Origin of the sequence: Tatumella morbirosei (genome assembly GCF_000757425.2) — a bacterium.
Lineage (GTDB): Bacteria > Pseudomonadota > Gammaproteobacteria > Enterobacterales > Enterobacteriaceae > Tatumella > Tatumella morbirosei.
The window spans coordinates 747,604-769,891 of record NZ_JPKR02000005.1; the positions used below are offsets into that span (position 1 = coordinate 747,604).

19 protein-coding genes are annotated in these 22,288 nt (G+C 50.3%); 10 read left to right on the forward strand and 9 right to left on the reverse strand.

The features are described 5' to 3' along the window. Positions 1-12: 12 nt before the first annotated feature. Positions 13-1,263 carry an alpha-hydroxy acid oxidase gene (locus HA49_RS18975; RefSeq protein WP_038016297.1) on the reverse strand — a complete coding sequence of 417 codons (1,251 nt, stop codon included), beginning with the start codon at positions 1,261-1,263 and terminating at the stop codon, positions 13-15. A 240-nt stretch (positions 1,264-1,503) separates the two neighbouring features. Between HA49_RS18975 and HA49_RS18980 the strand changes: the two genes are divergently transcribed. From HA49_RS18980 to HA49_RS19005, 6 genes are all read left to right on the forward strand, one after another. Continuing rightward, positions 1,504-2,160 carry an aspartate/glutamate racemase family protein gene (locus tag HA49_RS18980; RefSeq protein ID WP_038016300.1) on the forward strand — a complete coding sequence of 219 codons (657 nt, stop codon included), beginning with the start codon at positions 1,504-1,506 and terminating at the stop codon, positions 2,158-2,160. Positions 2,161-2,181: 21 nt separating this feature from the next. Next, positions 2,182-3,462: a 3-oxo-tetronate kinase gene (gene otnK / locus HA49_RS18985; protein ID WP_038016302.1), complete on the forward strand. Its 1,281-nt coding sequence runs from the start codon at positions 2,182-2,184 to the stop codon at positions 3,460-3,462. A 1-nt stretch (position 3,463) separates the two neighbouring features. Further along, complete coding sequence (locus HA49_RS18990) at positions 3,464-3,904, forward strand: DUF441 domain-containing protein (protein ID WP_038016699.1); 441 nt, start codon at positions 3,464-3,466, stop codon at positions 3,902-3,904. A 110-nt stretch (positions 3,905-4,014) separates the two neighbouring features. Beyond that, complete coding sequence (locus tag HA49_RS18995; protein ID WP_038016304.1) at positions 4,015-5,421, forward strand: c-type cytochrome; 1,407 nt, start codon at positions 4,015-4,017, stop codon at positions 5,419-5,421. Further along, on the forward strand, positions 5,418-5,951 hold the full coding sequence (locus HA49_RS19000) for a sugar dehydrogenase complex small subunit (RefSeq protein WP_038016306.1): 534 nt from the start codon (positions 5,418-5,420) through the stop codon (positions 5,949-5,951). Before HA49_RS18995 ends, HA49_RS19000 begins: the two co-directional genes overlap by 4 nt. Continuing rightward, entirely contained in the window at positions 5,948-7,588 is a 1,641-nt protein-coding gene (locus tag HA49_RS19005) for a GMC family oxidoreductase (protein WP_038016309.1), read from the forward strand. Before HA49_RS19000 ends, HA49_RS19005 begins: the two co-directional genes overlap by 4 nt. Before the next feature lie 58 nt (positions 7,589-7,646). Here HA49_RS19005 and HA49_RS19010 read toward each other — a convergent pair whose 3' ends face one another. Beyond that, a complete protein-coding gene (locus HA49_RS19010; protein ID WP_038016311.1) occupies positions 7,647-8,231 on the reverse strand; it encodes an NUDIX domain-containing protein in 585 nt (194 codons plus the stop codon). A 157-nt stretch (positions 8,232-8,388) separates the two neighbouring features. Beyond that, complete coding sequence (locus HA49_RS19015) at positions 8,389-9,735, reverse strand: carbohydrate porin (protein ID WP_038016312.1); 1,347 nt, start codon at positions 9,733-9,735, stop codon at positions 8,389-8,391. An 800-nt stretch (positions 9,736-10,535) separates the two neighbouring features. On the opposite strand from HA49_RS19015, the gene spfP reads away from it, so the two are divergent. Next, complete coding sequence (gene spfP, locus HA49_RS22115) at positions 10,536-10,583, forward strand: small protein SpfP (protein ID WP_071892919.1); 48 nt, start codon at positions 10,536-10,538, stop codon at positions 10,581-10,583. A gap of 86 nt (positions 10,584-10,669) precedes the next feature. Here spfP and yihA read toward each other — a convergent pair whose 3' ends face one another. Further along, positions 10,670-11,308 carry a ribosome biogenesis GTP-binding protein YihA/YsxC gene (yihA, locus tag HA49_RS19020; protein ID WP_038016700.1) on the reverse strand — a complete coding sequence of 213 codons (639 nt, stop codon included), beginning with the start codon at positions 11,306-11,308 and terminating at the stop codon, positions 10,670-10,672. A 509-nt stretch (positions 11,309-11,817) separates the two neighbouring features. Here yihA and yihI point away from each other — a divergent pair. Further along, positions 11,818-12,327: a Der GTPase-activating protein YihI gene (gene yihI / locus HA49_RS19025; RefSeq protein ID WP_038016315.1), complete on the forward strand. Its 510-nt coding sequence runs from the start codon at positions 11,818-11,820 to the stop codon at positions 12,325-12,327. Positions 12,328-12,555: 228 nt separating this feature from the next. Beyond that, the gene (gene hemN, locus HA49_RS19030; RefSeq protein WP_038016317.1) at positions 12,556-13,929 is read left to right on the forward strand and encodes an oxygen-independent coproporphyrinogen III oxidase; all 1,374 of its coding nucleotides are present in this window, start codon (positions 12,556-12,558) and stop codon (positions 13,927-13,929) included. Positions 13,930-13,980: 51 nt separating this feature from the next. On the opposite strand, the gene glnG is transcribed toward hemN, so the two are convergent. The 3 genes from glnG to glnA form a co-directional block, all read right to left on the reverse strand. Further along, positions 13,981-15,390, reverse strand: a complete 1,410-nt coding sequence (glnG, locus tag HA49_RS19035) for a nitrogen regulation protein NR(I) (protein WP_038016321.1) — start codon at positions 15,388-15,390, stop codon at positions 13,981-13,983. Between the two features lie 7 nt (positions 15,391-15,397). Beyond that, on the reverse strand, positions 15,398-16,447 hold the full coding sequence (gene glnL, locus HA49_RS19040) for a nitrogen regulation protein NR(II) (protein WP_038016323.1): 1,050 nt from the start codon (positions 16,445-16,447) through the stop codon (positions 15,398-15,400). Positions 16,448-16,660: 213 nt separating this feature from the next. After that, complete coding sequence (gene glnA / locus HA49_RS19045) at positions 16,661-18,070, reverse strand: glutamate--ammonia ligase (protein ID WP_038016325.1); 1,410 nt, start codon at positions 18,068-18,070, stop codon at positions 16,661-16,663. 454 nt (positions 18,071-18,524) lie between these two features. Between glnA and typA the strand changes: the two genes are divergently transcribed. Continuing rightward, positions 18,525-20,348, forward strand: coding sequence for a ribosome-dependent GTPase TypA (gene typA / locus HA49_RS19050; protein ID WP_038016326.1), 1,824 nt, complete (start codon positions 18,525-18,527; stop codon positions 20,346-20,348). Between the two features lie 71 nt (positions 20,349-20,419). On the opposite strand, the gene HA49_RS19055 is transcribed toward typA, so the two are convergent. Both HA49_RS19055 and HA49_RS19060 read right to left on the reverse strand, forming a co-directional pair. Continuing rightward, positions 20,420-20,797 (reverse strand): DUF4440 domain-containing protein, encoded by a 378-nt coding sequence (locus HA49_RS19055; protein WP_038016329.1) that lies wholly within the window; start codon positions 20,795-20,797, stop codon positions 20,420-20,422. Beyond that, the gene (locus tag HA49_RS19060) at positions 20,794-22,185 is read right to left on the reverse strand and encodes an MFS transporter (RefSeq protein WP_046791914.1); all 1,392 of its coding nucleotides are present in this window, start codon (positions 22,183-22,185) and stop codon (positions 20,794-20,796) included. The genes HA49_RS19055 and HA49_RS19060 overlap by 4 nt, the downstream gene beginning before the upstream one ends. Positions 22,186-22,288: the final 103 nt, after the last annotated feature.

Here is a 22,288-nt window from a genome sequence, read left to right on the forward strand (position 1 = left end):
GATTCCGGGCAGTTACAAATCTTTATCAAACCATGGGCCGCGTCTCAGATAGCTTTTATCCAGTTCTGCAGGATTTCTGACGCCTATTAACGCCATATCACGGTCAATCTCATCCCGCAAAATATGCATCGCATGCTCAATACAGGGAGCTGCACCGATAACACTGGCGTATAAAAATGGTCGGCCGAGAAACACAAAATCCGCGCCCAGAGCCATGGCTTTCATCACATCGGTACCGCGACGAATACCACTGTCGATAATCACCTTCATTTGGCCTTTCCCTGCCGCAATTTCTGGCAAAGTATGTAGCGGCGGTACGGTGTAATCCAACTGTCGGCCTCCGTGGTTAGACAAGATGACAGCATCGGCACCACAGTCCCTGGCCATAAATACGTCTGCCGGTGTCATCAGCCCTTTAATCACCAGATTTCCCTTCCAGCGTCGGCGGATTGCTTCAACATGCGTCCAACTGAGCTTGTCACGGGCATTGGTATTGCGGACTTTGTTAGACATCATCGGTGGGCCGCGCTCAGCATCAGTATTTTCAAAATGCGGAGCCCCGTGGCGAAGGTAAGTTTGCGCCACGGTACCCAGCAGCCAGCGAGGGCTGGTGGCACTCTGCCACATAACTTTGGGCGTAATTTTAATCGGCATACTAAAGCCGCTACGGGTGTTGTGTTCGCGGTTACCCAGCATCGGGGTATCTCCGGTGACCACCAGTGTCCGGTATCCCGCCTGTTCTACCCTGTCGAGTAACCGGTCGATACGGGGCTGATCGCCGGCCAGGTAAGCCTGAAACCAGGCATCCGGATTTTCGGCAATCACATCTTCCAGACGAATCAGCGAAGAGGCACTGAGGATCATCGGAACATCCATGGCTTTGGCGGCCCGGGCCAGATTGATGTCTGCCCGGTAAGAGACAAAAGAAGCACCGCCCAGTGGGGCTATACCAAACGGGTGACGCCAGCGCTTGCCAAATAGTTCGGTCCCCTGGTCGCGACCGGAGACGTCACGGAACATCCGCGGCAGAAAGGTATATTGCTGATAGGCTTCGAAATTCGCGGCAATACCGCGTCCGGTTTCTACACCGCCAGCCACATACTGGTAAATCATCGGTGGCAAACGGCGTCTGGCGTGACGTTCAAAATCATCCAGAGCCAGCAGATCGCGAAACTGGTGCGGTACAGTGCTGGCCGGGCGGGACTGGCTCACAGGAATCTCTGTTGATTTTTCCTGAGGCGCGGGAGTAAGAGATACCGTCATAGTGAAATGTTCATCCTTAAAGACAACAGGTTTCCGGGGGTAACCCGAAATGTAAGCGATTACAAGTTAATGCTTATAATCTGTGCTGTCTAATGATAAATTAACATCCTGTTCATATATTTTTGTGAAGCTCGTCACTATAATAACTATTTTGTAAGCCATTACATTCCGTCTTTACAGTACTATTGACCGCTAAATTATCAGCAATCTGTTGATGAAACCCGGATGACGGAGGAGTTAATGACGCATCGGATCGTTTTACTTCATGCCACCCCTGTAGCAATGGCGCCGGTTCACAGTGCATTTAAAGAGTTATGGCCGGAAGCTGAACTGGTCAATCTGCTGGACGATGGTCTGACCATTGACCGGGCGAAAGAAAAGGAACTCTCTGCGGAGCTATGTGATAGGTTTGTTAAATTTGGTCGGTACGGTCATGCCTGCGGTGCATCTGCGATACTGGTCACTTGCTCAGCATTTGGTCCGGCCATCGAGCAGATGGCCCGGGAATTGCCGATTCCGGTACTGAAGCCCAATGAGGCGATGTTCGCAGAGGCCCTGCAGGCGGGGAAAAACATTGGCATGCTGGCGACATTTGCGCCGTCGGTTATCACGATGGAAGCAGAATTTGCGGAATATGCCAGGCAGCAAAACAGCAATGCCACACTGAAAACGCTGGTGGTGGCCGACGCCATAGATCTGTTACGTCAGGGAGAGGCAGACCAGCATAACCGTTTGGTGGCTGAACGCGCACCTGAACTGGCAGAGTGTGATGCCATTATGCTGGCCCATTTCTCCACGTCACGGGCGCTGGATGCTGTCAGTGCGAAGGTCAACACCCGTGTACTGACCGCGCCACATGCCGCAGTAAACGCATTAAAAAAACAATTTTATGGCTAATTTTCTCTGAGGGTGTCAGGCATGTTGATTGGGGTAATCGCAGATGATTTTACCGGGGCGAGTGATATTGCAGTCACTCTGGCCCGTGGCTTAAAGGGCGAAGGTGGCCTGAAAACTGCGCAATATCTGGGAGTACCGACAGGACCGGCTGACTCGTCCATTGATGCCGGGGTGGTTGCCCTGAAAAGTCGTTCAGTGGCGGCAGAACTGGCAGTGAGTCAGTCGCTGGCAGCCTGTCGTTGGTTACAGGCCCAGGGATGTCAGCAAATTATCTTTAAGTACTGTTCGACCTTTGACTCTACCGCTCAGGGGAATATTGGTCCGGTACTGGATGCCCTTGCCCGCCATTTATCGGCAAAAAGTATTGTGGTGTGTCCTTCATTCCCTGCCCTGGGCCGCACGCTGTACCAGGGACATTTGTTTGTCCACGACAAACTGCTCAATGAATCGGGGATGCAGCATCATCCGGTGACTCCGATGAAAGATGCAGATGTTCGCCGGCTGCTGAGTGCTCAGGCAACCACCCCGGTCAGTCATATTCCCTGGCAGACCGTATGTTCAGGGGCGGCAGAGATAAAATCTCAACTGGCCAGTCTGGCAGCGGAAGGTTCCCGGCTGATCGTGACCGATGCGATAACTGACCATGATCTGGCAGAGATCGGTCTGGCTTGTGCAGGGTTACCGTTGTTATCCGGGGGATCGGCGATTGCCTCCGGGTTACCGCATAATTTTATTCGCGAGGGGAAGGCGAAACCGTCTGACGGTTCATTGCCCGCAATTCACGGCCCGGAAGCTATTCTGGTGGGCAGTTGTTCTGGTGCAACATTGGGACAGATTGAACATCATCGCCGGCAGGCGGCGGTGCTTGCGGTATCTGTGGAACAGGTGATGGAAGGGCAGGTGAGTGCCGAAAGCCTGGTGGAATTTATTCTCAGCCACCAGGGGCAGGCACCACTCATTTATTCTTCCGGAACACCTGAAGAAGTGGCTGCCAGCCAGCAAAAATATGGTCAGCAGGAAACGTCCGCGGCGCTGGAAAATCTGTTTGGCGAGACCGCCAGATTACTGGTGAAAGCTGGTATTCGTCGGCTGGTGGTGGGCGGCGGTGAAACCTCCGGAGCGGTCGTCAGCGCACTATCGCTCGGTCATCTGGCGGTCGGAAAAGAGATAGACCCTGGCGTGCCGGTATTGCAGACCACGGGAGATCAAGCGCTGGCATTGGCCCTGAAATCAGGAAATTTTGGCAGTCCGGATTTTTTTGCCAAAGCACTGGCAGTTCTGGCAGGGGAAGTGCGTGAATAGTTTGCTCCCTTACCTGTTACTGCTGTTGATTGGTGTGCTGGGAATGGTGGGCCACAATATGGCGGTTGTGTATGCCGTGGTCGCCCTGTTCCTGATAAAAATTACCCCGCTGTCCCGGTTCTTTCCGTTTATCGAAACCCAGGGGGTGACCATTGGCATCATCATCCTGACGATTGGAGTGATCGCCCCCCTGGCCAGTGGTGATATGACACTTCGCTCACTGATACGTACCCTGGTGGACTGGAAATCTCTTTCCGCCATCGTGATTGGTATTTTTGTCTCATGGGTCGGTGGGCGGGGTGTCACTTTCCTGTCAGCCCAACCCGGAATTGTCGGGGGATTACTGGTGGGAACCATTATCGGCGTTGCTTTTTTCAAAGGTGTACCGGTAGGGCCGTTAATCGCCGCAGGGTTGGTGTCATTACTGTTTTTAAAATCATAAACAGCAGTTCCGAATAATAAGACGTAAAAAAATTATTTTTATTTTCGCCTCGCTGAACCATGGCTTTAGCCGTGACCGGCAAGGGGATGTTTTGATTAATAACTGAAGCTATGAGCAGGAGTGTAAAAGTGAGACCAACGAGTCTGGCTTTAATTATCGGGCTCTCGGTGTTTTCGGGAAAGGCTGTGCAGGCAGCAGAAAATCCTTCAGCATCGACGATAATTGAGCAAGGAAAGTATTTGTCAGTGGCTGCTGACTGTGGCGCTTGTCATAACTCCCCCGGCAGCGGGGCGGCTATGGCGGGAGGCTATGCGATTGCCTCACCGATGGGCAACATTATCGCCAGCAATATTACCCCGTCAGTCACTGCCGGCATTGGTAAATACACTGAGCAGCAATTTGCCAGGGCCGTCAGGGAGGGGATTAATGCACAGGGTGACCACCTTTACCCGGCAATGCCTTATACCTCCTACAGTAAAATGACTGACAGTGATATTCATGCGCTGTATCAGTATTTTATGCACGGGGTGGCACCGGTCGATACTCCGACTCCGGCCACCCGTCTTCCGTTCCCGTTCTCAATTCGCAGCAGTATGGCGCTGTGGAATATGCTGTTTTCCAGCCAGCAACGTTTCACTCCGGACAGCCAGAAGTCAGCTCAGCTTAACCGTGGTGATTACCTGGTCAATGTGCTGGAGCACTGTGATGCCTGTCATACCCCTCGTAACTTCCTGATGGGCCAGAAAAATGATCTGGCATTATCTGGCGGGCAGGTAGGTAGCTGGTATGCCCCGAATATCACGTCGGATAAAACTGCCGGTATTGGCAGCTGGAGCGATGACCAGCTGTTTCAGTACCTGAAAACCGGTCATGTTGCCGGAAAAGCACAGGCGGCGGGTCCTATGGCGGAGGCCATTGAGAACAGCCTGCAACATCTCAGCGATGATGATTTGCATGCCATTGTGGCCTGGCTGAAACAGGTACCTGCCTCCGGGGCTACAGCGACGGAATCACGTTTTACTCAGGGTGCGCCTTCAGACAGTGAGGCTGCAATGCGGGCGACTGATCATCCGGATGCCGGATGGGTTGTTTTCAGCAACAGTTGTGCAAACTGCCATCAGGCCAACGGTGAAGGTAGCGAGTTTTATCCGTCGTTATTCCACAACAGTGCGACCGGCGCCGCACAGCCGGACAACCTGATTGCGACCATTCTGTTTGGTGTACGCCGTCACGCCGACGGTCAGTATGTGGCGATGCCGGCATTCGGACCTGCCGCATCCTTTGTCGACAGGCTCAATGATCAGCAAATTGCTGATGTGGCTAACTATGTCTTAAAAAATTACGGAAATGCTTCACTGACTGTCACGGCCGATCAGGTGAAAACCGTCCGTGAAGGCGGCCCTGTACCCGCTATCGCTTATCTGTCTAATCCGGCAGTGTTAGCGGTGGGTGGATTGATTGTGTTGGTGATTCTGGGTCTGATCGTAGCTGCAGTACGCAGAAGGGGGAAAAAATGACAGCAAATAATCGCCATTCTTCCGGGATTTCACGTCGCCGCCTGCTGCAGGGGATGGGTATCCTGTCGGTTGCCGGATTATGTGGTTCACTATTCCCTTCTTTCCGTGCAGCCGCCGCGGCGCTTCAGGACAGTGGTTTTATCCCGTTATCTGAATTTTTAGTCAATCGTCGGGTGAACCCAATATTGGCTCAGCGTTACTACGATGCACTGCATCGCCATGATGATAAATTTGATCAGAAGCTGGGATTGCTTAAACAGGATATTCAACCGGGTAAATATCAAAATATCGATGATTTTCTGCAGAAAAATGCGATCGGAACCGATTTACGACAGGCAGCAGCTCAGGTCATTTCTGCCTGGTACACGGGAGTGGTAGGCAACGACGAGAAACTGGAACTCATCGCTTATGCAGACGCGATGATGTATGTGCCCACCAAAGGCATTCTTGTGGTTCCAACCTATGGCAGTGGTCCGATTTCCTGGGCCGCCGTTGACAATAAACCCGCATACCAGGGGCCGGCAGTATGAGTCAGAATAACGTAGATGCAGAAGTCATTATTATTGGTTCCGGGGTGATGGGGGGGCTGTTAGCGACTCAGCTTGCTGCTGCCGGAAAATCAGTGATCATTGTTGAGGCGGGGCCACGGGTAACACGCCAGCAAATTGTTGACCGGTTCAGAAACTCACCGTTTAAGATGTCACTCACCAATATGAAATTACAGGGTGTCGGTTCGCCGTATCCTGATTTACCCCATGTTCCTTCCACTTATGGCAATTACCTGCAACAGGTGGGGCCGGTAAAATATCCGACGAAATACCTGCGTGTTGTCGGCGGTACCACCTGGCACTTTGGGTCTGCTTTATGGCGCATGATTCCAAACGATTTTAAATTGAAGACCTTATACGGGCATGGCAGAGACTGGCCGTTTGGCTACGATGAGCTGGAACCCTGGTATTGCGAAGCCGAGCATGCGTTGGGAGTGTCCGGGGTGGATGGACAGGATGAGAGCGGACACGGGGGTAAACCCTGGCCTCCGCGCTCTAAACCTTTCCCAATGCCAGGCTTGCCGACCAGCTATATGTTTGACCGGCTGACTGAATTATTGGGTAAAGGCGGCTATAACCCGGTACTGGAACCGAATGGCCGGGCCACCCGTCCCTGGGGTAATCGTCCGGTATGTGCAGGTAATAATAACTGCAACCCGGTATGCCCGATTGGTGCTAAATACGATGGTTCGATGCATATCGATGAGGCAGAACGGCTCGGGGCTAAGTTACTCGACAATTCAGTAGTGTATAAAATCGAGGCAGATGACAGCGGTAAAATCACCCGAATCTGGTATAAAAAGCCCGACGGTTCCGAACATTCTCTGACTGCGAACCTGTTTATTGTGGCTGCCTATGGGATTGAGTCGCCGAAGTTATTACTGATGTCCACCTCAGAGAAATATCCGAAGGGTATTGCTAACTCCTCTGATCAGGTCGGCCGTAATCTGATGGGGCATACCGGCATTAGTATGAACTTTATGATGGCGGAAGATGTCTGGCCGGGGCAGGGACCGACAGAATTACTGGTCTATCTTAATAACCGTGATGGTGAGTTCAGAAAAACTTTCCCGAGCTATAAAATCAAAGTGCGTAATACCGTACCGACAGCTGATTATGCATCTGGTCTGATTAGCAAAGGGGTTTTAGGCTCGGAACTGGATGCGCAGTTGCGTAAATTGTCTGCCCGTTCACTGAACTTTGCCATTGATTTTGAGACAGTTCCGTTGCCTGAAAACCGGATTGTCCCGAGCAAAACCAAAACCGATGCCATTGGAATCCCGTTGCCAGAAATATCATACAGTGTGACCGATTACTGGCAGGCAGGGAAAGAAGAGGGGCTGAAAGATTTTGCGAATTTTGCAAAATTATTGGGGGGAGATGTCCTGAAAATCGACACTAATTATCAGGATCGTCAACATATAATGGGAACCACTATTATGGGTGATGACCCGAAAAATTCGGTGGTGAATTCTGATTGCCGTACCCATGATCATCCGAACCTGTATATTGCCGGGACCAGTGTGATGCCTTCGGCATCCTGTATGAACCCGACACTCACAGGGGCTGCGTTAAGTCTGCGGTTGGCGAATCATCTGCTGAAAAACGTTCTGGTATAGCCTGAGTAAACATTGTCTGCCGGAGAATTTATCCGGCAGTCAATGTAGTCTGTCACCGTTAAATCAGTTGATTGAGAGCCGCATATTGTAACAGCATGATGGTTTTGGCATCGTTAATGGCACCGGCTTTCATCGCCTGTAAAGCTTCACTGAAGCTCATCTCCAGCACTTCCAGATCCTCACCTTCTTCCTGCAATCCGCCTCCCGGACTTACTTGATCCGCTGGCTGATACTCTGCCACAAACAGGTGAAGTTTTTCGGTTACAGAACCCGGACTCATCCAGGCTTCAAAAACTTTCTCAACTTTATCTATCCGGTAGCCTGTTTCTTCCTCAGCCTCTTTACGAATTCTCTCTTCCGGCTGCTCGCCCTCAAGTAAGCCAGCCGCAACCTCAATCAGCATACCATCGCTACCGTTCACAAACGCCGGCAGACGGAACTGTCGGGTGAGAACGACCGACTGGCGTTCGCGGTTGTACAACAATAGTGCTGCACCATCTCCATGATCATAGGCTTCACGGTTCAGGCGCTGCCACGAACCATCCCGCCGCTGAAAATCAAAAGTGTATTTTTTGAGCAGATACCAGTCATCAGAAAGTGTCTGTGTATTGACTATCCGGACTCTGTTGTTAGCTGATTGCACTGCCTGGCCTCCCTCGGGATATTCTGATGTCTACCTTTAGCTCACTGGCAAAATGAATCTGCCTGTGCAGCAATGTATTTCGGATATCCAGTGTAACGCCGGGAGGAGGATTGTGATACGTAAAGGCTGCTTTCGCAGCCTTTACGTTCAGACAGGATTAGAAATTAACGTTGGCGGAGATGCCGCCGATAAAGGCATTCTGCACCCGGCTGACGGCACCAGGAGAGGTCACATACTGAAGGTTTGGACGAACCTGCAGCCATTTGGTGGCCTGAACGTTGTAATAAACCTCATAGTCATATTCAGATCCTTTCTGTACCGGCAGGTAAGTCGGGCTCTCATAGCTGTTAGCACCGTAGAACCGGTTTTCATCCGTTAACATCCGGGTGTAACTGGAGTTAACGTGAATACGGCTGGCACCGATACCGATTTCATCATCAGGGCGGGCATCAAACGGTCCTTTCCATACCAGAGAGACTGACTGATAGTTATCGGTTTTTGAGGTTTTGTGATCATTCATCACGGCCTGAACCGTCAGTGTCAGACCACGTTTAGCATCACCGCGCCAACTGGTCAGTTGTTGTTGAGCAACCAGGTAGCCGCCATAGGAATGTGCGGTATCGTTATAGCCACCATTACGCCATGTACCATACACATCATCATGTGTTGAGGAATAGTAATAACCAATACGATAGTTACCCGGCAGACCCTCAGGCCCCAGTTTTGGGGTCCAGCCCAGTTCGACCGGAACCAGGTTGCCGGAAGTCGGGCTAAATTCGAAGCGGAAACCATCGCCACGATCATAGTTGTACGGGTTCTGGTTGTAGAAACCGACCTGCATAAAGACTTCAGGAGTAAAATAGAGTTTTACCCGACCACCCCACTGAGAGACTGGCCAGTTATACCAGTGATCACCACGCCAGTTACCGGCCTGGCCATTGCCAAATGCAAGGTTCTGGAATTTGCTGTCAATGGTATCAAAGTCTTCGCCCACGGTAACGCGACCAGCTTTCACGTCCAGAGTGTGATCAAAGAAACCTTTTCTTAACCAGAATTGTGTAAGACGCCAGGTCTGCCCACGGCCATAAACTTCCTGAACGGAAGACAACATCGGGGCCCGTGGATCGCCTACCTGATCAGAGACATTTCGCCCGTCACGGTTGGTGATGGTCATCTGGAACTCGGTGTCGTTCCAGTTCAGCAGTTTTTCAAGGTCCAGATTGACCCCAAAAGCCCACTGATCGCTGTAGCGGGCCGTGGTCGATTTATCGTAACCCCCTGCCAGATTCGACGCAGATTCCATCGTATAATTGACCTGAAAATCGATACCTTCATCTTTGAGTTGTGAACGAGTACCGCCCCAGTCACCAAACATCCAGGGGGAGTCGTAGCTTAAGGCATCCGCAGATTGGCTGACGGCCGGATAAGCGGAAGCCCCAAGCAGGAACAAGCTCATGACGAGTGTCTTTTTGGGAGTATTGCGCACTGCTTTATTTTTTTTCATGATAATTATTCTTATTAGATGTAAGGGAATTTTACTCTATGAGTGATGCAGAAAATTGTTTTGGAATATCGTGCTCAGATTAATTTAATTATTCAAATTTTAGAGCTAGCCCACAAAATCATGTCCATGGCTAAAGTTTTCTTTTATACCTCCTCCCTGTCTGACGGTTTTCATTATTATTGAATGCCGTGTTACTGCCGAATAAATGAGCATATCTTTCTCCCCGTTTAATCATTGGCCAGAAATTACCCGGGGAGGGGGAGTGTTTTAATTATTTTATAATCAACAGGATACATTTTAATCACGAGGGGTTATCGAAACAGACTGCACTATACAACAAAACAGATAATAAAAAACATAAACGTTAATTTATTGTTACTTTTTATTCCAAAATAACACTTTACCTTTAACCAGAGATAAGAAGCTATTTTAATTAAAAATTATTTCCCTCTGAATACATCGGATCATCTGGCGTAATTTTTCTGGGTTAGTTGAAATAAATCCTTTTATTTCATTGCCTTGATTTATTTTATTTCAAAGGAATGAGGCGAGTTTTAATCTAATGTGGGCAGCGTAAAGGTGATAAATATTTATTTTAGAAAGGTTTTCTGTCTGAGGTAGGTAAAATTATTGTTTTTTAGGAGGTATAAGCATTTATTATGGCTTTTGACAAGAAGCTAAATGTTTTTTTGTGATTTCCATAGAAATAAAACATCAAAATTACTAAAAAAATGCTGAGAAAAGGCTTTATTGACCGGTGAAAATCAGGTACATTTTCAGACGTAGGGTACAGAGGTAAGATGTTCTATCTTTCAGACCTTTTACTTCACGTAATCGGATTTGGCTGAATGTTAGCCGCCCCGTTCATTCAGGTGAACGGGGCGTTTTTTATGGTAACTATTTATGTCAGAATTAACCGGATAATTTACTCAGGTTACGACTCTTCTGGCGCCGAATCTTCGACCGTGGTGGAATAAGTGCTGAACCAGTCATCAAGTTTCTGACTGAGTTTATCCACACCCATCTTCTTCAGGGATGAGAAATACTCGACCTGAATATCACCTTCAAAAGCCTGGCTCATTTCACGAACCATATTCAGTTGTTTTTTCCGGGCACCTGACGCCAGCTTGTCGGCTTTTGTCAGTAACACCAGCACCGGGATATGGCTGGTGACTGCCCATTGCACCATCTGCTGGTCCAGATCTTTCATCGGATGGCGAATATCCATCAGAATAACCAGCCCCTTCAGAGAGTCCCGCATCTGCAGGTATTCCGCTAATGCCCGCTGCCATTTAAGCTTCATCTCTTCCGGGACTTCTGCATAACCATAACCAGGCAGGTCTACCAGCCGGATTCCTTCAGTGACCTCAAACAGGTTAATCAGCTGAGTACGGCCTGGTGTCTTACTGGTACGTGCCAGAGACTTCTGGTTGGTTAATGTGTTTAATGCACTTGATTTTCCGGCATTCGAACGCCCGGCAAATGCCACTTCCACTCCACTGTCTGTGGGCAGATGGCGAATGTCCGGGGCGCTGGTGACAAAATGGGTGACGTGATAATTCCATCCAGACAAGGTCGAGCTCCACATATAAATTTCAGGATAATACCCGCAGTATACCTGTTATAGCGCGAAAGTGCCTGTGCCCTGAGCGTCAGCAAACCATGTAAGAGATCAGCTATTGTCATCTCAGACAATGGCTGAAAAAAATTGATAACTATTAAAATTTATTTTAAATATCATAACTATAAATTAAATCATGAAAAAGAATGCATTTTTGCTGCTTTTTCTGCCTTGCAGAATTGTCAGAATCAACTACATTACACGTCACTCAGGGAGAGGTTCAGGGAAAATCAGGCTCAGGGAAGGACACAGAGCAGATCCTGCCAGGGAACCAGGCAGCAGGACGGAATGAATCTGATGGATAAGATGAGTATCTTAACCGGATGTGAGATACATGACTTTCTGAATGACAGAAAGTATGAAATGAGCGACAGCGCAAGCTGTCGCTTTTTTCTTGTGCTGGTTTCTGCTAGATTTCGCCGCAATTCTATACTAAAGAAAAACAGTTGAGACTGAACACCATGAAACAACCTGCCAAAGCCCCGCGTGCCAGACCTGCGAAACGCAAAACCCGCGCTGAACTCAATATCGAAGGCCGTGAACGCCAGCGTCAGAAAAAACACAAAGGCCTTGCCACGGGTAACCGCAGCAACCCTGAAGTAAAACAGAGCCAGGGCAACCGTGGCATGAAAGACGAAGCCGATCCTCGGCTGGGCAGTAAAAAACCCGTTCCGTTAGTGGCCGAAGGAGCCGTTGCGGCAAAACCGGCGGTAAAACGTCGTGAAGCAGCGCCGGTATTGAGTGCCCGTGAGGAACTGTCGGCTCTCGAAAATAGTGAACGCCTTGATGCATTGCTCGATCGACTGGAAAACGGCGAGAAATTGCCAGCCGAAGATCAGGCCTGGCTGGACAGCACCCTGGATCGTATTGAAGTACTGATGGAAAAACTCGGTATCGATCTTGATGATGACAGTGATGCTGAAGATACCGAAGCAGAAGAGGATATGTACCGCTTACTGAAGGGTAACTAACCTTAATGGCCGGGCATAGTGCATAATGCTGTGCCCCAGCCGGGAATATTTCATTATGTTTTGGCCAGGATCAATTTTAGCGCTGCTGTATGCGTGTTTTCTGCTGTTGTTATTCGCTAAACTACGTCGTCTGTCACGATTGAAATCGCGGTTGCGTCGCAAGAAAATCTTACGGTTATCCGGAGTATCGCGAACTTCTTTCAGACCCCGTCAGCGGAAGGAGTGAACATGTCATTACCACGTATCGAGTGGGACCAGTCATTAATCGAAAAATATAATTACTCCGGACCGCGTTATACCTCTTATCCTACAGCACTGGAATTCGATGAGCACTACAGCGAGAATCAATTCCTGAAAGCGGTTCAACGTTATCCTCTCCGCCCTCTATCCCTTTATCTGCATATCCCGTTTTGCCATCGGCTCTGCTACTTCTGTGGCTGTAATAAGCACGTGACACGCCAGGCACACAAAGCGGATCGTTATCTGGATGCATTGGAGGCAGAAATTCGCCACAGAGCGCCGCTGTTTCGTCAGCGTACCGTGGTTCAGATGCACTGGGGAGGCGGAACTCCAACATTTCTGACGACAGCTCAAATATCCCGGCTGACAGGGATTCTCAGGCAACATTTTACTTTCGCTGCCGATGCCGAAATGTCGCTGGAACTGGACCCCCGGGAAATTGAACTGGATGTCCTTGACCACCTGAAAAGCGAAGGATTTAACCGGCTGAGTATGGGAGTGCAGGACTTTAATAAGCAGGTCCAGCGACTGGTGAACCGGGAACAGGATGAAGAATTTATCTTTGCACTGATGGAACGGGCGAAATCACTGGGTTTTACTTCAGGGAATATTGACCTGATTTATGGGCTGCCAAAGCAGACACCGGAAAGTTTTGCTTTCACCCTGCAGAAAATTCTCTCCCTGCGCCCTGATCGTCTCAGTGTGTTTAATTATGCCCATATGCCAGAGATGTTTGCTGCCCAGCGTAAAATTAATGCGGCGGATTTGCCGGATGCCCGGCAGAAACTGATGATTCTGCAGGATACCATCGCCACTCTGACCGGTGGAGGATACCAGTTTATCGGTATGGATCATTTTGCCCTGCCGGACGATGAACTGGCAGTAGCCCAGCAGAACGGGGTGCTGCACCGTAATTTTCAGGGGTATACGACCCACGGAAACACAGATTTACTGGGATTGGGTGTTTCAGCCATTAGTATGATCGGTGACAGCTATGCCCAGAATGACAAAGTGCTTAATCAGTGGCAGGAGAGTGTGACGGCCAGTGGCAGAGGGTTGTGGCGTGGGGTCAGCCTGAGTCAGGATGACTGTCTGAGACGCGATGTGATTAAGGCGCTGATTTGCCAGTTCAGACTGGATTTTGCGACGACGGAACAACAGTGGGGGATAGTTTTTGAAGACTATTTTGCTGAGGACCTGCAACTGCTCAGGCCATTTATTGACGATGGCCTGGTGACGCTTGAACTACGTCGGTTACAGGTGACGGCTCGTGGCAGGTTGTTGATCCGTAATATCTGCATGTGCTTTGACCGCTATCTGCGGGCTGCCAGCCGACAGCAGCAGTTTTCACGGGTCATATAATAAAAAGGCCCGCAGACACTGTCTGCGGGCCAGTGAAGCACCAGCAATTCGCTATTCCATGCCCAGTTCTTTAAGTTTACGGGTTAGCGTATTCCTTCCCCAGCCCAACAGACGGGCCGCTTCCTGTTTATGCCCCTGGGTATAACGCAGGGCAGTAGTCAATAGTGTTCTTTCCATCTCGGGCTGCGCTTCGGACAACAGATTTTGATGACCGGAACGTAATGCTCTGTCAGCCCATTGCGCCAGTAGCGTGGCCCAACTGTCGGGGGATGACTGTACCGGGGTTTCCGGGGTGCTGGTTTCAAACAGCTCCGGTGGAAGGTCCTGGATCAAAACTTCCTGACCGGCTGCCATTACTGTCAGCCAGCGGCAGGTATTTTCCAACTGTCGGACATTACCAGACCAGTGCAAACGAGTCAGCGCAGCTTCGGTTTCCGGATGTAATATCTTGGTTTCCACCCCCAATTCCCGCGCGGCAATCTGCAGGAAATAGTGGGCCAGCCGTGGGATATCTTCGCGGCGTTCACGCAGCGGGGGCAGATGAATTCGAATAACGTTCAGACGGTGGAACAAGTCCTCACGGAATTTACCCTCCTGCACCCGTAACTCCAGGTTCTGGTGAGTCGCTGCAATGATTCGGACATCCACTTTCACCGGAGCATAGCCACCGACACGGTAGAACTGTCCATCGGCCAGTACACGCAGCAGCCGGGTCTGTACATCCAGTGGCATATCACCAATTTCATCCAGAAACAGTGTGCCACCATCGGCCTGCTCGAACCGTCCCTGACGCACCGAGTTAGCCCCGGTAAATGCCCCTTTTTCATGGCCAAACAGCTCAGATTCAATCAGGTCTTTGGGGATCGCCGCCATATTCAGGGCAATAAACGGTGACTTGGCCCGCGGACTATGGCGGTGCAAAGCATGAGCGACCAGTTCTTTACCGGTTCCTGATTCCCCGTTAATCAGCACACTGATCGAGGAACGTGACAGGCGGCCAATAATCCGGAAGACATCCTGCATTGCCGGAGCTTCACCGATAATATCGGTGGTTGGCCCGCTGGCCGGCTGGTTGCGCGGTTGCTGCTGTTCCTGATAATGGCTGATGGCTCGTTCTACCAGAGCGACCGCTTCATCTATATCAAAAGGTTTTGGCAGATAATCAAACGCGCCTTGCTGGTAAGCACTGACCGCCGCATCCAGATCGGAATGTGCAGTCATAATGATAACCGGCAGCATGGGATGGCGTTTCTTAATTTGTTTAAGCAACGCCAGCCCGTCCATCCCGGGCATGCGGATATCTGACAGTAATACATCCGGTGTTTTGCTGGCTAAAGCCTCCAGCACATCATCCCCGTTATCAAACGCGGTACAACTCAAACCGGCTCCAGTGAGCGCGCGTTCAAGCACCCAGCGGATGGAGCTATCGTCATCGACGATCCAGACTATCCCTCGTTGCATGGAAACCTCACTGGCGAATAGGCAGGAACACCGAAAATTCGGTATGTCCTGGCCAACTGTTAAATTCTATTTTTCCTGAATGTTGGTCAATCAGGCTACGGGCAATGGATAAGCCCAGACCGGTACCACCTTCCCGCCCGCTGACCATTGGATAAAACAAAGTATCCTGCAGCTGCTGTGGGATCCCCGGTCCGTCATCTTCCACATCAATCCGCGCCACCAGACGGTAGCGAACACCATGCAGCGTTAGCTGAAATGCGGTACGGGTCCGCAGGGTGATTGTGCCTCCAGCTTCGCCTAACGCCTGTAACGCATTACGTACTACGTTCAGTAAAACCTGTTCAATCTGATCCGGGTCATGCGGCAATTCAGGCAGACTGGGGTCGTAATCTCTGACCAGAGTGACGTTATCCGGCAGCTCCATCGACACCAGGTTAACAATGCGTTCCGCGACCTGATGAATGCTCTGGGTAACGTGCATGCCAGGTTGTTGAGGCCCAAGCAGCCGGTCGACCAGATTACGTAACCGGTCGGCCTGTTCGATAATCACTTTGGTATATTCATTTAATGACGGGTCCGGCAGGGCTCTGGAAAGCAGCTGGGCGGCACCGCGTAATCCGCCGAGCGGATTTTTAATTTCATGAGCCAGACCGCGCACTAAATCACGGGCGGCAACCTGCTGTGCGTGCTGGATCTGTTCCTGACTAAGACGACGTTGGTTATCCATCGGCGCCATTTCCAGCAGAATCTGTTGATCAGGATACTGCTGAGCGGTAAGAGACATGATATGCGCCCGGCCATCAACCACAATGGTCACTTCACTGTCGGTAAAACCCAGACCGGCTTGCAGACTTTCCAGCATCACCTCAATATTTAAGGAAAAATAGCCGGTGAGTTCCGGGAGCGGCGTACCAAACAGTTTACGGGAACTCTGCGCCAGCAATTGCTGTGCCGCCGGGTTCGCGTAATGGATCACCAGGTTGTTATCGACGACTAACACACTATTGATGAGAGAGTTTAAGATCTGCACTGCATCGGGCTGTGTGTTGGATATCATGTATAATTCTCCGCGTTTACCAGTGAAATACGCTGCTGTTGACTGTGAGATGAGTTGGCGACTCGCTGGTGTTTTCGCTGTATTCGGACAATAAACCGGCAGTAAATCTGAGCTGACTGACCGAAATATCTCTCTGAATGCTGAATTTGCGGAGAAAAAAGCCCATCCGGAGATGGGCTGAAATTTTCCACGGCAACAAAACTACAAGAGAGATTAAACGCTGTAGTAAAGTTCGAATTCCACCGGATGCGGAGTCATACGTACGCGATCATCATCTTCTTTGCGCAGTGCGATATAAGCATCGATAGTATCGTCAGTGAAAACACCACCACGGGTCAGGAAGCTGCGGTCTTCGTTCAGTGCGTTCAGCGCTTCTTCCAGTGATCCTGCTACTTTTGGAATTTCAGCTTCTTCTTCCGGAGGCAGGTCATACAGGTTCTTATCCATCGCATCGCCAGGATGGATTTTGTTGATGATACCGTCAAGGCCGGCCATCAGCAGTGCCGCAAACGCCAGGTATGGGTTAGCCGCTGGATCCGGGAAGCGAGCTTCGATACGACGTGCTTTCGGGCTGGCAACTACCGGGATACGGATTGACGCAGAACGGTTACGGGCAGAGTAAGCCAGCATGACCGGTGCTTCATAACCCGGGACCAGACGCTTATAAGAGTTGGTGGTTGGGTTAGTCAGGGCGTTAATCGCTTTAGCATGTTTGATGATACCGCCGATGTAGAACAGAGCAGTTTCAGACAGGCCGCCGTATTTGTCGCCAGAGAACAGGTTAGTACCGTCTTTCGACAGTGACATGTGGCAGTGCATACCTGAACCATTATCACCAAACATTGGTTTTGGCATAAAGGTGGCAGTTTTGCCGTAAGCGTGCGCTACGTTATGTACCACATATTTATAAATCTGAATTTCGTCCGCTTTTTTCACCATAGTGTTAAAGCGGGTTGCCACTTCGTTCTGGCCAGCAGTAGCCACTTCGTGGTGGTGAGCTTCAACAACCAGGCCCATTTGCTCCATAGTCAGACACATAGCAGAACGGATGTCCTGAGCTGAGTCGACCGGAGGCACCGGGAAGTAGCCGCCTTTAACGCCCGGACGGTGACCTTTGTTACCGCCTTCGTAGGCTTTACCTGTGTTCCATGCCGCTTCGATATCGTCGATAGCAACATGAGAACCAGACATGGTAGCGCCAAAACGCACATCGTCGAACAGGAAGAATTCAGGTTCAGGTCCGAACAGTACAGTGTCAGCAATGCCTGAAGAACGCAGGAAATCTTCAGCGCGTTTCGCGATTGAACGCGGGTCACGGTCGTAACCTTGCAGTGTACCTGGTTCCAGGATATCACAACGAATGATCAGGGTTGGATCTTCGAAGAATGGGTCCAGAACAGCGGTAGTTGCATCCGGCATCAGCACCATGTCTGATTCGTTAATGCCTTTCCAGCCGCCGATGGAAGAACCATCGAACATTTTACCTTCTTCAAAGAAGTCTTCGTTAACCTGGTGAGCAGGGATGGTTACATGCTGTTCTTTACCTTTACTGTCGGTAAAACGCAGATCAACAAACTTAACTTCATGTTCGTTCATCAATGAGAGAACGTGTTCAACGGACATACTAACTCTCCTGAAATATTCATTGTTGTCGTGGGTAGAGAACCTGTACTGGTAAAGGATCACGAGGCGCCGCGCATTTTCCGGTCAATGTTCCCGACAAGCTTCCAACCGTTTCAAACTGTCGTTTTTGCTTAGATAATACAAAGCGAAATCTGTGCCAACTTTATATTTTGTCTGAAAACGGTGTTATAGCGGCCTTTGTGCCCCGTTTAGGGGAGGCACCGAACCGGAGAGATGCACCATTATGATCCAAACTCTGTCATCATACAGCACCATTATAGTGCATAACGTCGAAACAGGGATAATATTGCACTAAAAATGAACGTAGTCTGCCTTGATAATCAGCGGTGGTAAAAAGTCACTGAGAAAGTTTCAAGGAATACTGTGAACATATTCAGTCTTTCGACTAATCCGTGTACAATAGCGCGCTATTTCTAATGCCTGAGGCAAAGCTGTGATCGAAAATTTGCGTAATATCGCCATCATCGCGCACGTTGACCATGGAAAAACGACCCTGGTTGATAAGCTGTTACAACAGTCTGGTACTTTTGACGCCCGTACCGAAGCAACTGAGCGTGTGATGGACTCCAACGATTTGGAGAAAGAGCGTGGGATTACTATTCTCGCTAAAAACACTGCAATTAAGTGGAACGACTATCGAATCAATATCGTCGATACTCCGGGACACGCCGACTTCGGTGGAGAAGTTGAGCGTGTAATGTCGATGGTAGACTCGGTTCTGCTGGTAGTGGATGCGATTGATGGCCCGATGCCACAGACGCGCTTCGTGACCAAAAAAGCATTTGCTCATGGTCTGAAGCCTATTGTTGTTATTAACAAAATTGACCGTCCGGGCGCACGCCCTGACTGGGTCGTTGATCAGGTTTTTGATCTGTTTGTTAACCTGGATGCGACCGACGAGCAACTGGATTTCCCGATCATCTATGCATCGGCAATTCAGGGGATCGCCGGTGATGATCATGCAGAGATGGCGGAAGACATGACGCCACTGTACGAAGCCATCATTAAGCATGTTCCTGCACCAAACGTTGACCTGAATGGTCCGTTACAGATGCAGATCTCTCAGCTGGATTACAACAACTACCTGGGTGTTATCGGGATTGGCCGCATTAAACGCGGTAAAGTCAAACCGAACCAGCAGGTCACTGTGATTGATGCTGAAGGCAAAACCCGTAATGGTAAAGTCGGTAAAGTACTGGGCCACCTGGGTCTGGAGCGTATCGAGAGCACTGAAGCTGAAGCTGGCGACATCATTGCTATCACTGGTCTGGGTGAACTGAACATTTCTGACACTATCTGTGATCCACAGAACGTGGAAGCGCTAACTCCTCTGTCGGTTGATGAGCCTACCGTGAGTATGTTCTTCTGCGTAAATACCTCACCATTCTGTGGTAAAGAAGGTAAATACGTCACTTCACGTCAGATCCTTGATCGCCTGAAGAAAGAACTGGTGCACAACGTGGCACTGCGGGTTGAAGAGACCGAAGACGCGGATGCTTTCCGTGTGTCTGGCCGTGGTGAGCTGCACTTATCTGTGCTTATCGAAAACATGCGTCGTGAAGGTTTTGAACTGGCGGTTTCCCGCCCGAAAGTTATCTTCCGGGAAATTGACGGACGTAAACAGGAACCTTACGAAAACGTTACTCTGGATATCGAAGAACAGCACCAGGGTGCGGTGATGCAGGCGATGGGTGAGCGTAAAGGCGACCTGAAAAACATGGACCCGGATGGTAAAGGTCGTGTGCGTCTGGATTACGAAATCCCAAGCCGTGGTCTGATTGGTTTCCGTAACGAATTCATGACCATGACTTCAGGTACGGGTTTACTGTACTCTACCTTCAGCCACTACGGTGATCTGCGTCAGGGTGAAGTGGGTCAGCGTCAGAACGGTGTACTGATCTCTAACGGTCAGGGTAAAGCGGTTGCTTTCGCACTGTACAGCTTGCAGGACCGCGGTAAGCTGTTCCTGGGTCACGGTGCTGAAGTTTATGAAGGCCAGATTATCGGTATTCACTCACGTTCTAACGACCTGACCGTGAACTGCCTGACCGGTAAGAAACTGACCAACATGCGTGCTTCCGGTACTGATGAAGCCACCACTCTGGTTCCTGCCATCAAAATGACTCTGGAGCAAGCTCTGGAATTCATCGATGATGACGAACTGGTAGAAGTGACTCCTCAGTCTGTACGTATCCGTAAACGTCATTTGACTGAGAATGATCGTAAACGTGCTTCACGTGGCAGCAAAGAGTCTTAACTGACAGCGACTTAGCTGAACAGTGGTACTGATTAAAAAGCCGTCCCTCCGGGGCGGCTTTTTTTTATAGTTCAGTTTTGTAGGGTTTCCTGAAGATGTAACCAGCGAACTATTTCTCCTTCACGACTGAACACGGCTGTCGCCCAACGAATATTTTCCGGAGCATCCTGTTGGCTCTGTTGTTCCCGGTAATACACGACAGCCCCCTGTGGCCATTCATGAATTATCTTTAGCTGATCGAAAGTAATCCGTAGCCCGCGGCGGCTGGCCTGTTGTGCCTGAAGGAAACTCCTCAGTCCCGTTTTATCCAGAGAGCTTCCTGCCGGGGTCATCATGGTAAATCCGTCAGCAAAACGGTCAGTTAAACTGGCGATATCTCCCTCACCCTGACCCAGCCAGAGTTCAAGGGATTTCAGGGTACATTCCACTTCATTTATATAGTCATTCATGGTTTCGGTTCTCTTAGTGAATCATTAACAGGGGGGTGCGGGCGGAAACTGAGCCTCCTGCTGGCCAGCACGGGTAGGCAGGTCACGCAGGCGGCCACGATAAAACAGGTCCTGTAGGCAGTCAGTAGACTCACGGTTTGCAGTAACAGGCTCAGCAACAGACTCAGCAGGGCAACACCAAAACAAAAACTCAGCTGACGATTGATATTCCACAGTGCACTGGCATCCGCCAACTCCGGGCTGTCAATCTCCTGCATAGCACTGTTTTGTGCGGTTGAACTGCACAACGACCCACCAAATCCCATCAATGCATAGCACAGACTGAGGACCAAAGGTGAGGTGGCCTGGCTGATACCCGCGAGCCAGACAATACCCGTCGCCTGAATCAGACAGCCGGTAATGATTAACGGCGCGGGTCCGTAACGCTGAAACAGCTTACCGCTGGTATGGATGGCGAAAAAAGCAGCCACAGACCAGGCCATCATCAGGGCACCATTCTGCGCCGCGCTCAATCCGGCAACTTGTTGCAGCCAGAATACGGCAATGATGCTGACGCCGATAAAAAAACCGGGGGTACAAAGATAGACCAGCATCGAAAACCGCAGCAGTGGGCTGGACAACAAATGCAGTGCCAGTAGCGGATTTGCCTGACGGCGGTTACGACGGACAAACAGTAAGGTCAGCATGATGGCCGGAACCAGCCACAGCAGGCCGCTCAACAGATGGTCTTTGTCACTCAACAGGGTGAGACTCAGAAGCAGGCAGATCAATGCGCCACCACTGGTCAGTATTGCTGTTGTATCCGGCGCAGGCAGTGACTGACGGCTGTGTCGTTCGTCTTCCTGTAACCAGCAAAAAGCAAAACACAGGGTCAGTAAGGAGACCGGCAGACTGGCCAGTAAAACCGCATGCCAGCCGGCACAGCCTACCAGTAATCCTCCCAGTGCGGGCGACACTGCCGGAGCAAGTAACGCGACCATCATGACCAGGGTGGAAATGCGGGTGCGTTCTTTGCCCTGATAAAAATGCCAGGTTAGCGCCTGACCCACCGGTATTAATACTCCGCCCCCTAACCCTTGCACAAACCGCCAGGTGACCAGCTCACCGAGGCTGTTGGCTTCGGCTGTGGCCAGTGTCGCCAGGCTAAACAGGGTTAATGACAGCAGAAACAGACGGCGTGGGCCGAAGCGTCGGCTTAGCCAGGCGCTAAGCGGCATGATTAGGGTCAGGCCAATAATATAACCATTGCTTACCCAGGCCAGATGAGCGACAGGGGCTTGCAGACTGACTGACATGTCAGGAAAGGCCACCGCCGAAATAAACATATTAATCAGATCAAGGAACAGGCTCAGTAAATAGACTGTCGCCACTTTGCCGCGATAGGTCATGATTGTCTCTCCGTGAAGAGCAGACAATTTACCTTTTGCACACCACAGGATAAACGCTGCTGGCGGTGATAAACTATCAAAATTATTTTGACAATAATGAGGG

What these genes read in the sequence shown, in the direction of transcription:
- HA49_RS18975 (WP_038016297.1), bottom strand. Translation starts at nt 1,263, where the DNA reads ATGACGGTATCTCTTACTCCCGCGCCTCAGGAAAAATCAACAGAGATT.
- HA49_RS18980 (WP_038016300.1), top strand. Translation starts at nt 1,504, where the DNA reads ATGACGCATCGGATCGTTTTACTTCATGCCACCCCTGTAGCAATGGCG.
- otnK (WP_038016302.1), top strand. Translation starts at nt 2,182, where the DNA reads ATGTTGATTGGGGTAATCGCAGATGATTTTACCGGGGCGAGTGATATT.
- HA49_RS18995 (WP_038016304.1), top strand. Translation starts at nt 4,015, where the DNA reads ATGAGCAGGAGTGTAAAAGTGAGACCAACGAGTCTGGCTTTAATTATC.
- HA49_RS19000 (WP_038016306.1), top strand. Translation starts at nt 5,418, where the DNA reads ATGACAGCAAATAATCGCCATTCTTCCGGGATTTCACGTCGCCGCCTG.
- HA49_RS19005 (WP_038016309.1), top strand. Translation starts at nt 5,948, where the DNA reads ATGAGTCAGAATAACGTAGATGCAGAAGTCATTATTATTGGTTCCGGG.
- HA49_RS19015 (WP_038016312.1), bottom strand. Translation starts at nt 9,735, where the DNA reads ATGAAAAAAAATAAAGCAGTGCGCAATACTCCCAAAAAGACACTCGTC.
- yihI (WP_038016315.1), top strand. Translation starts at nt 11,818, where the DNA reads ATGAAACAACCTGCCAAAGCCCCGCGTGCCAGACCTGCGAAACGCAAA.
- hemN (WP_038016317.1), top strand. Translation starts at nt 12,556, where the DNA reads ATGTCATTACCACGTATCGAGTGGGACCAGTCATTAATCGAAAAATAT.
- glnG (WP_038016321.1), bottom strand. Translation starts at nt 15,390, where the DNA reads ATGCAACGAGGGATAGTCTGGATCGTCGATGACGATAGCTCCATCCGC.
- glnL (WP_038016323.1), bottom strand. Translation starts at nt 16,447, where the DNA reads ATGATATCCAACACACAGCCCGATGCAGTGCAGATCTTAAACTCTCTC.
- glnA (WP_038016325.1), bottom strand. Translation starts at nt 18,070, where the DNA reads ATGTCCGTTGAACACGTTCTCTCATTGATGAACGAACATGAAGTTAAG.
- HA49_RS19055 (WP_038016329.1), bottom strand. Translation starts at nt 20,797, where the DNA reads ATGAATGACTATATAAATGAAGTGGAATGTACCCTGAAATCCCTTGAA.
- HA49_RS19060 (WP_046791914.1), bottom strand. Translation starts at nt 22,185, where the DNA reads ATGACCTATCGCGGCAAAGTGGCGACAGTCTATTTACTGAGCCTGTTC.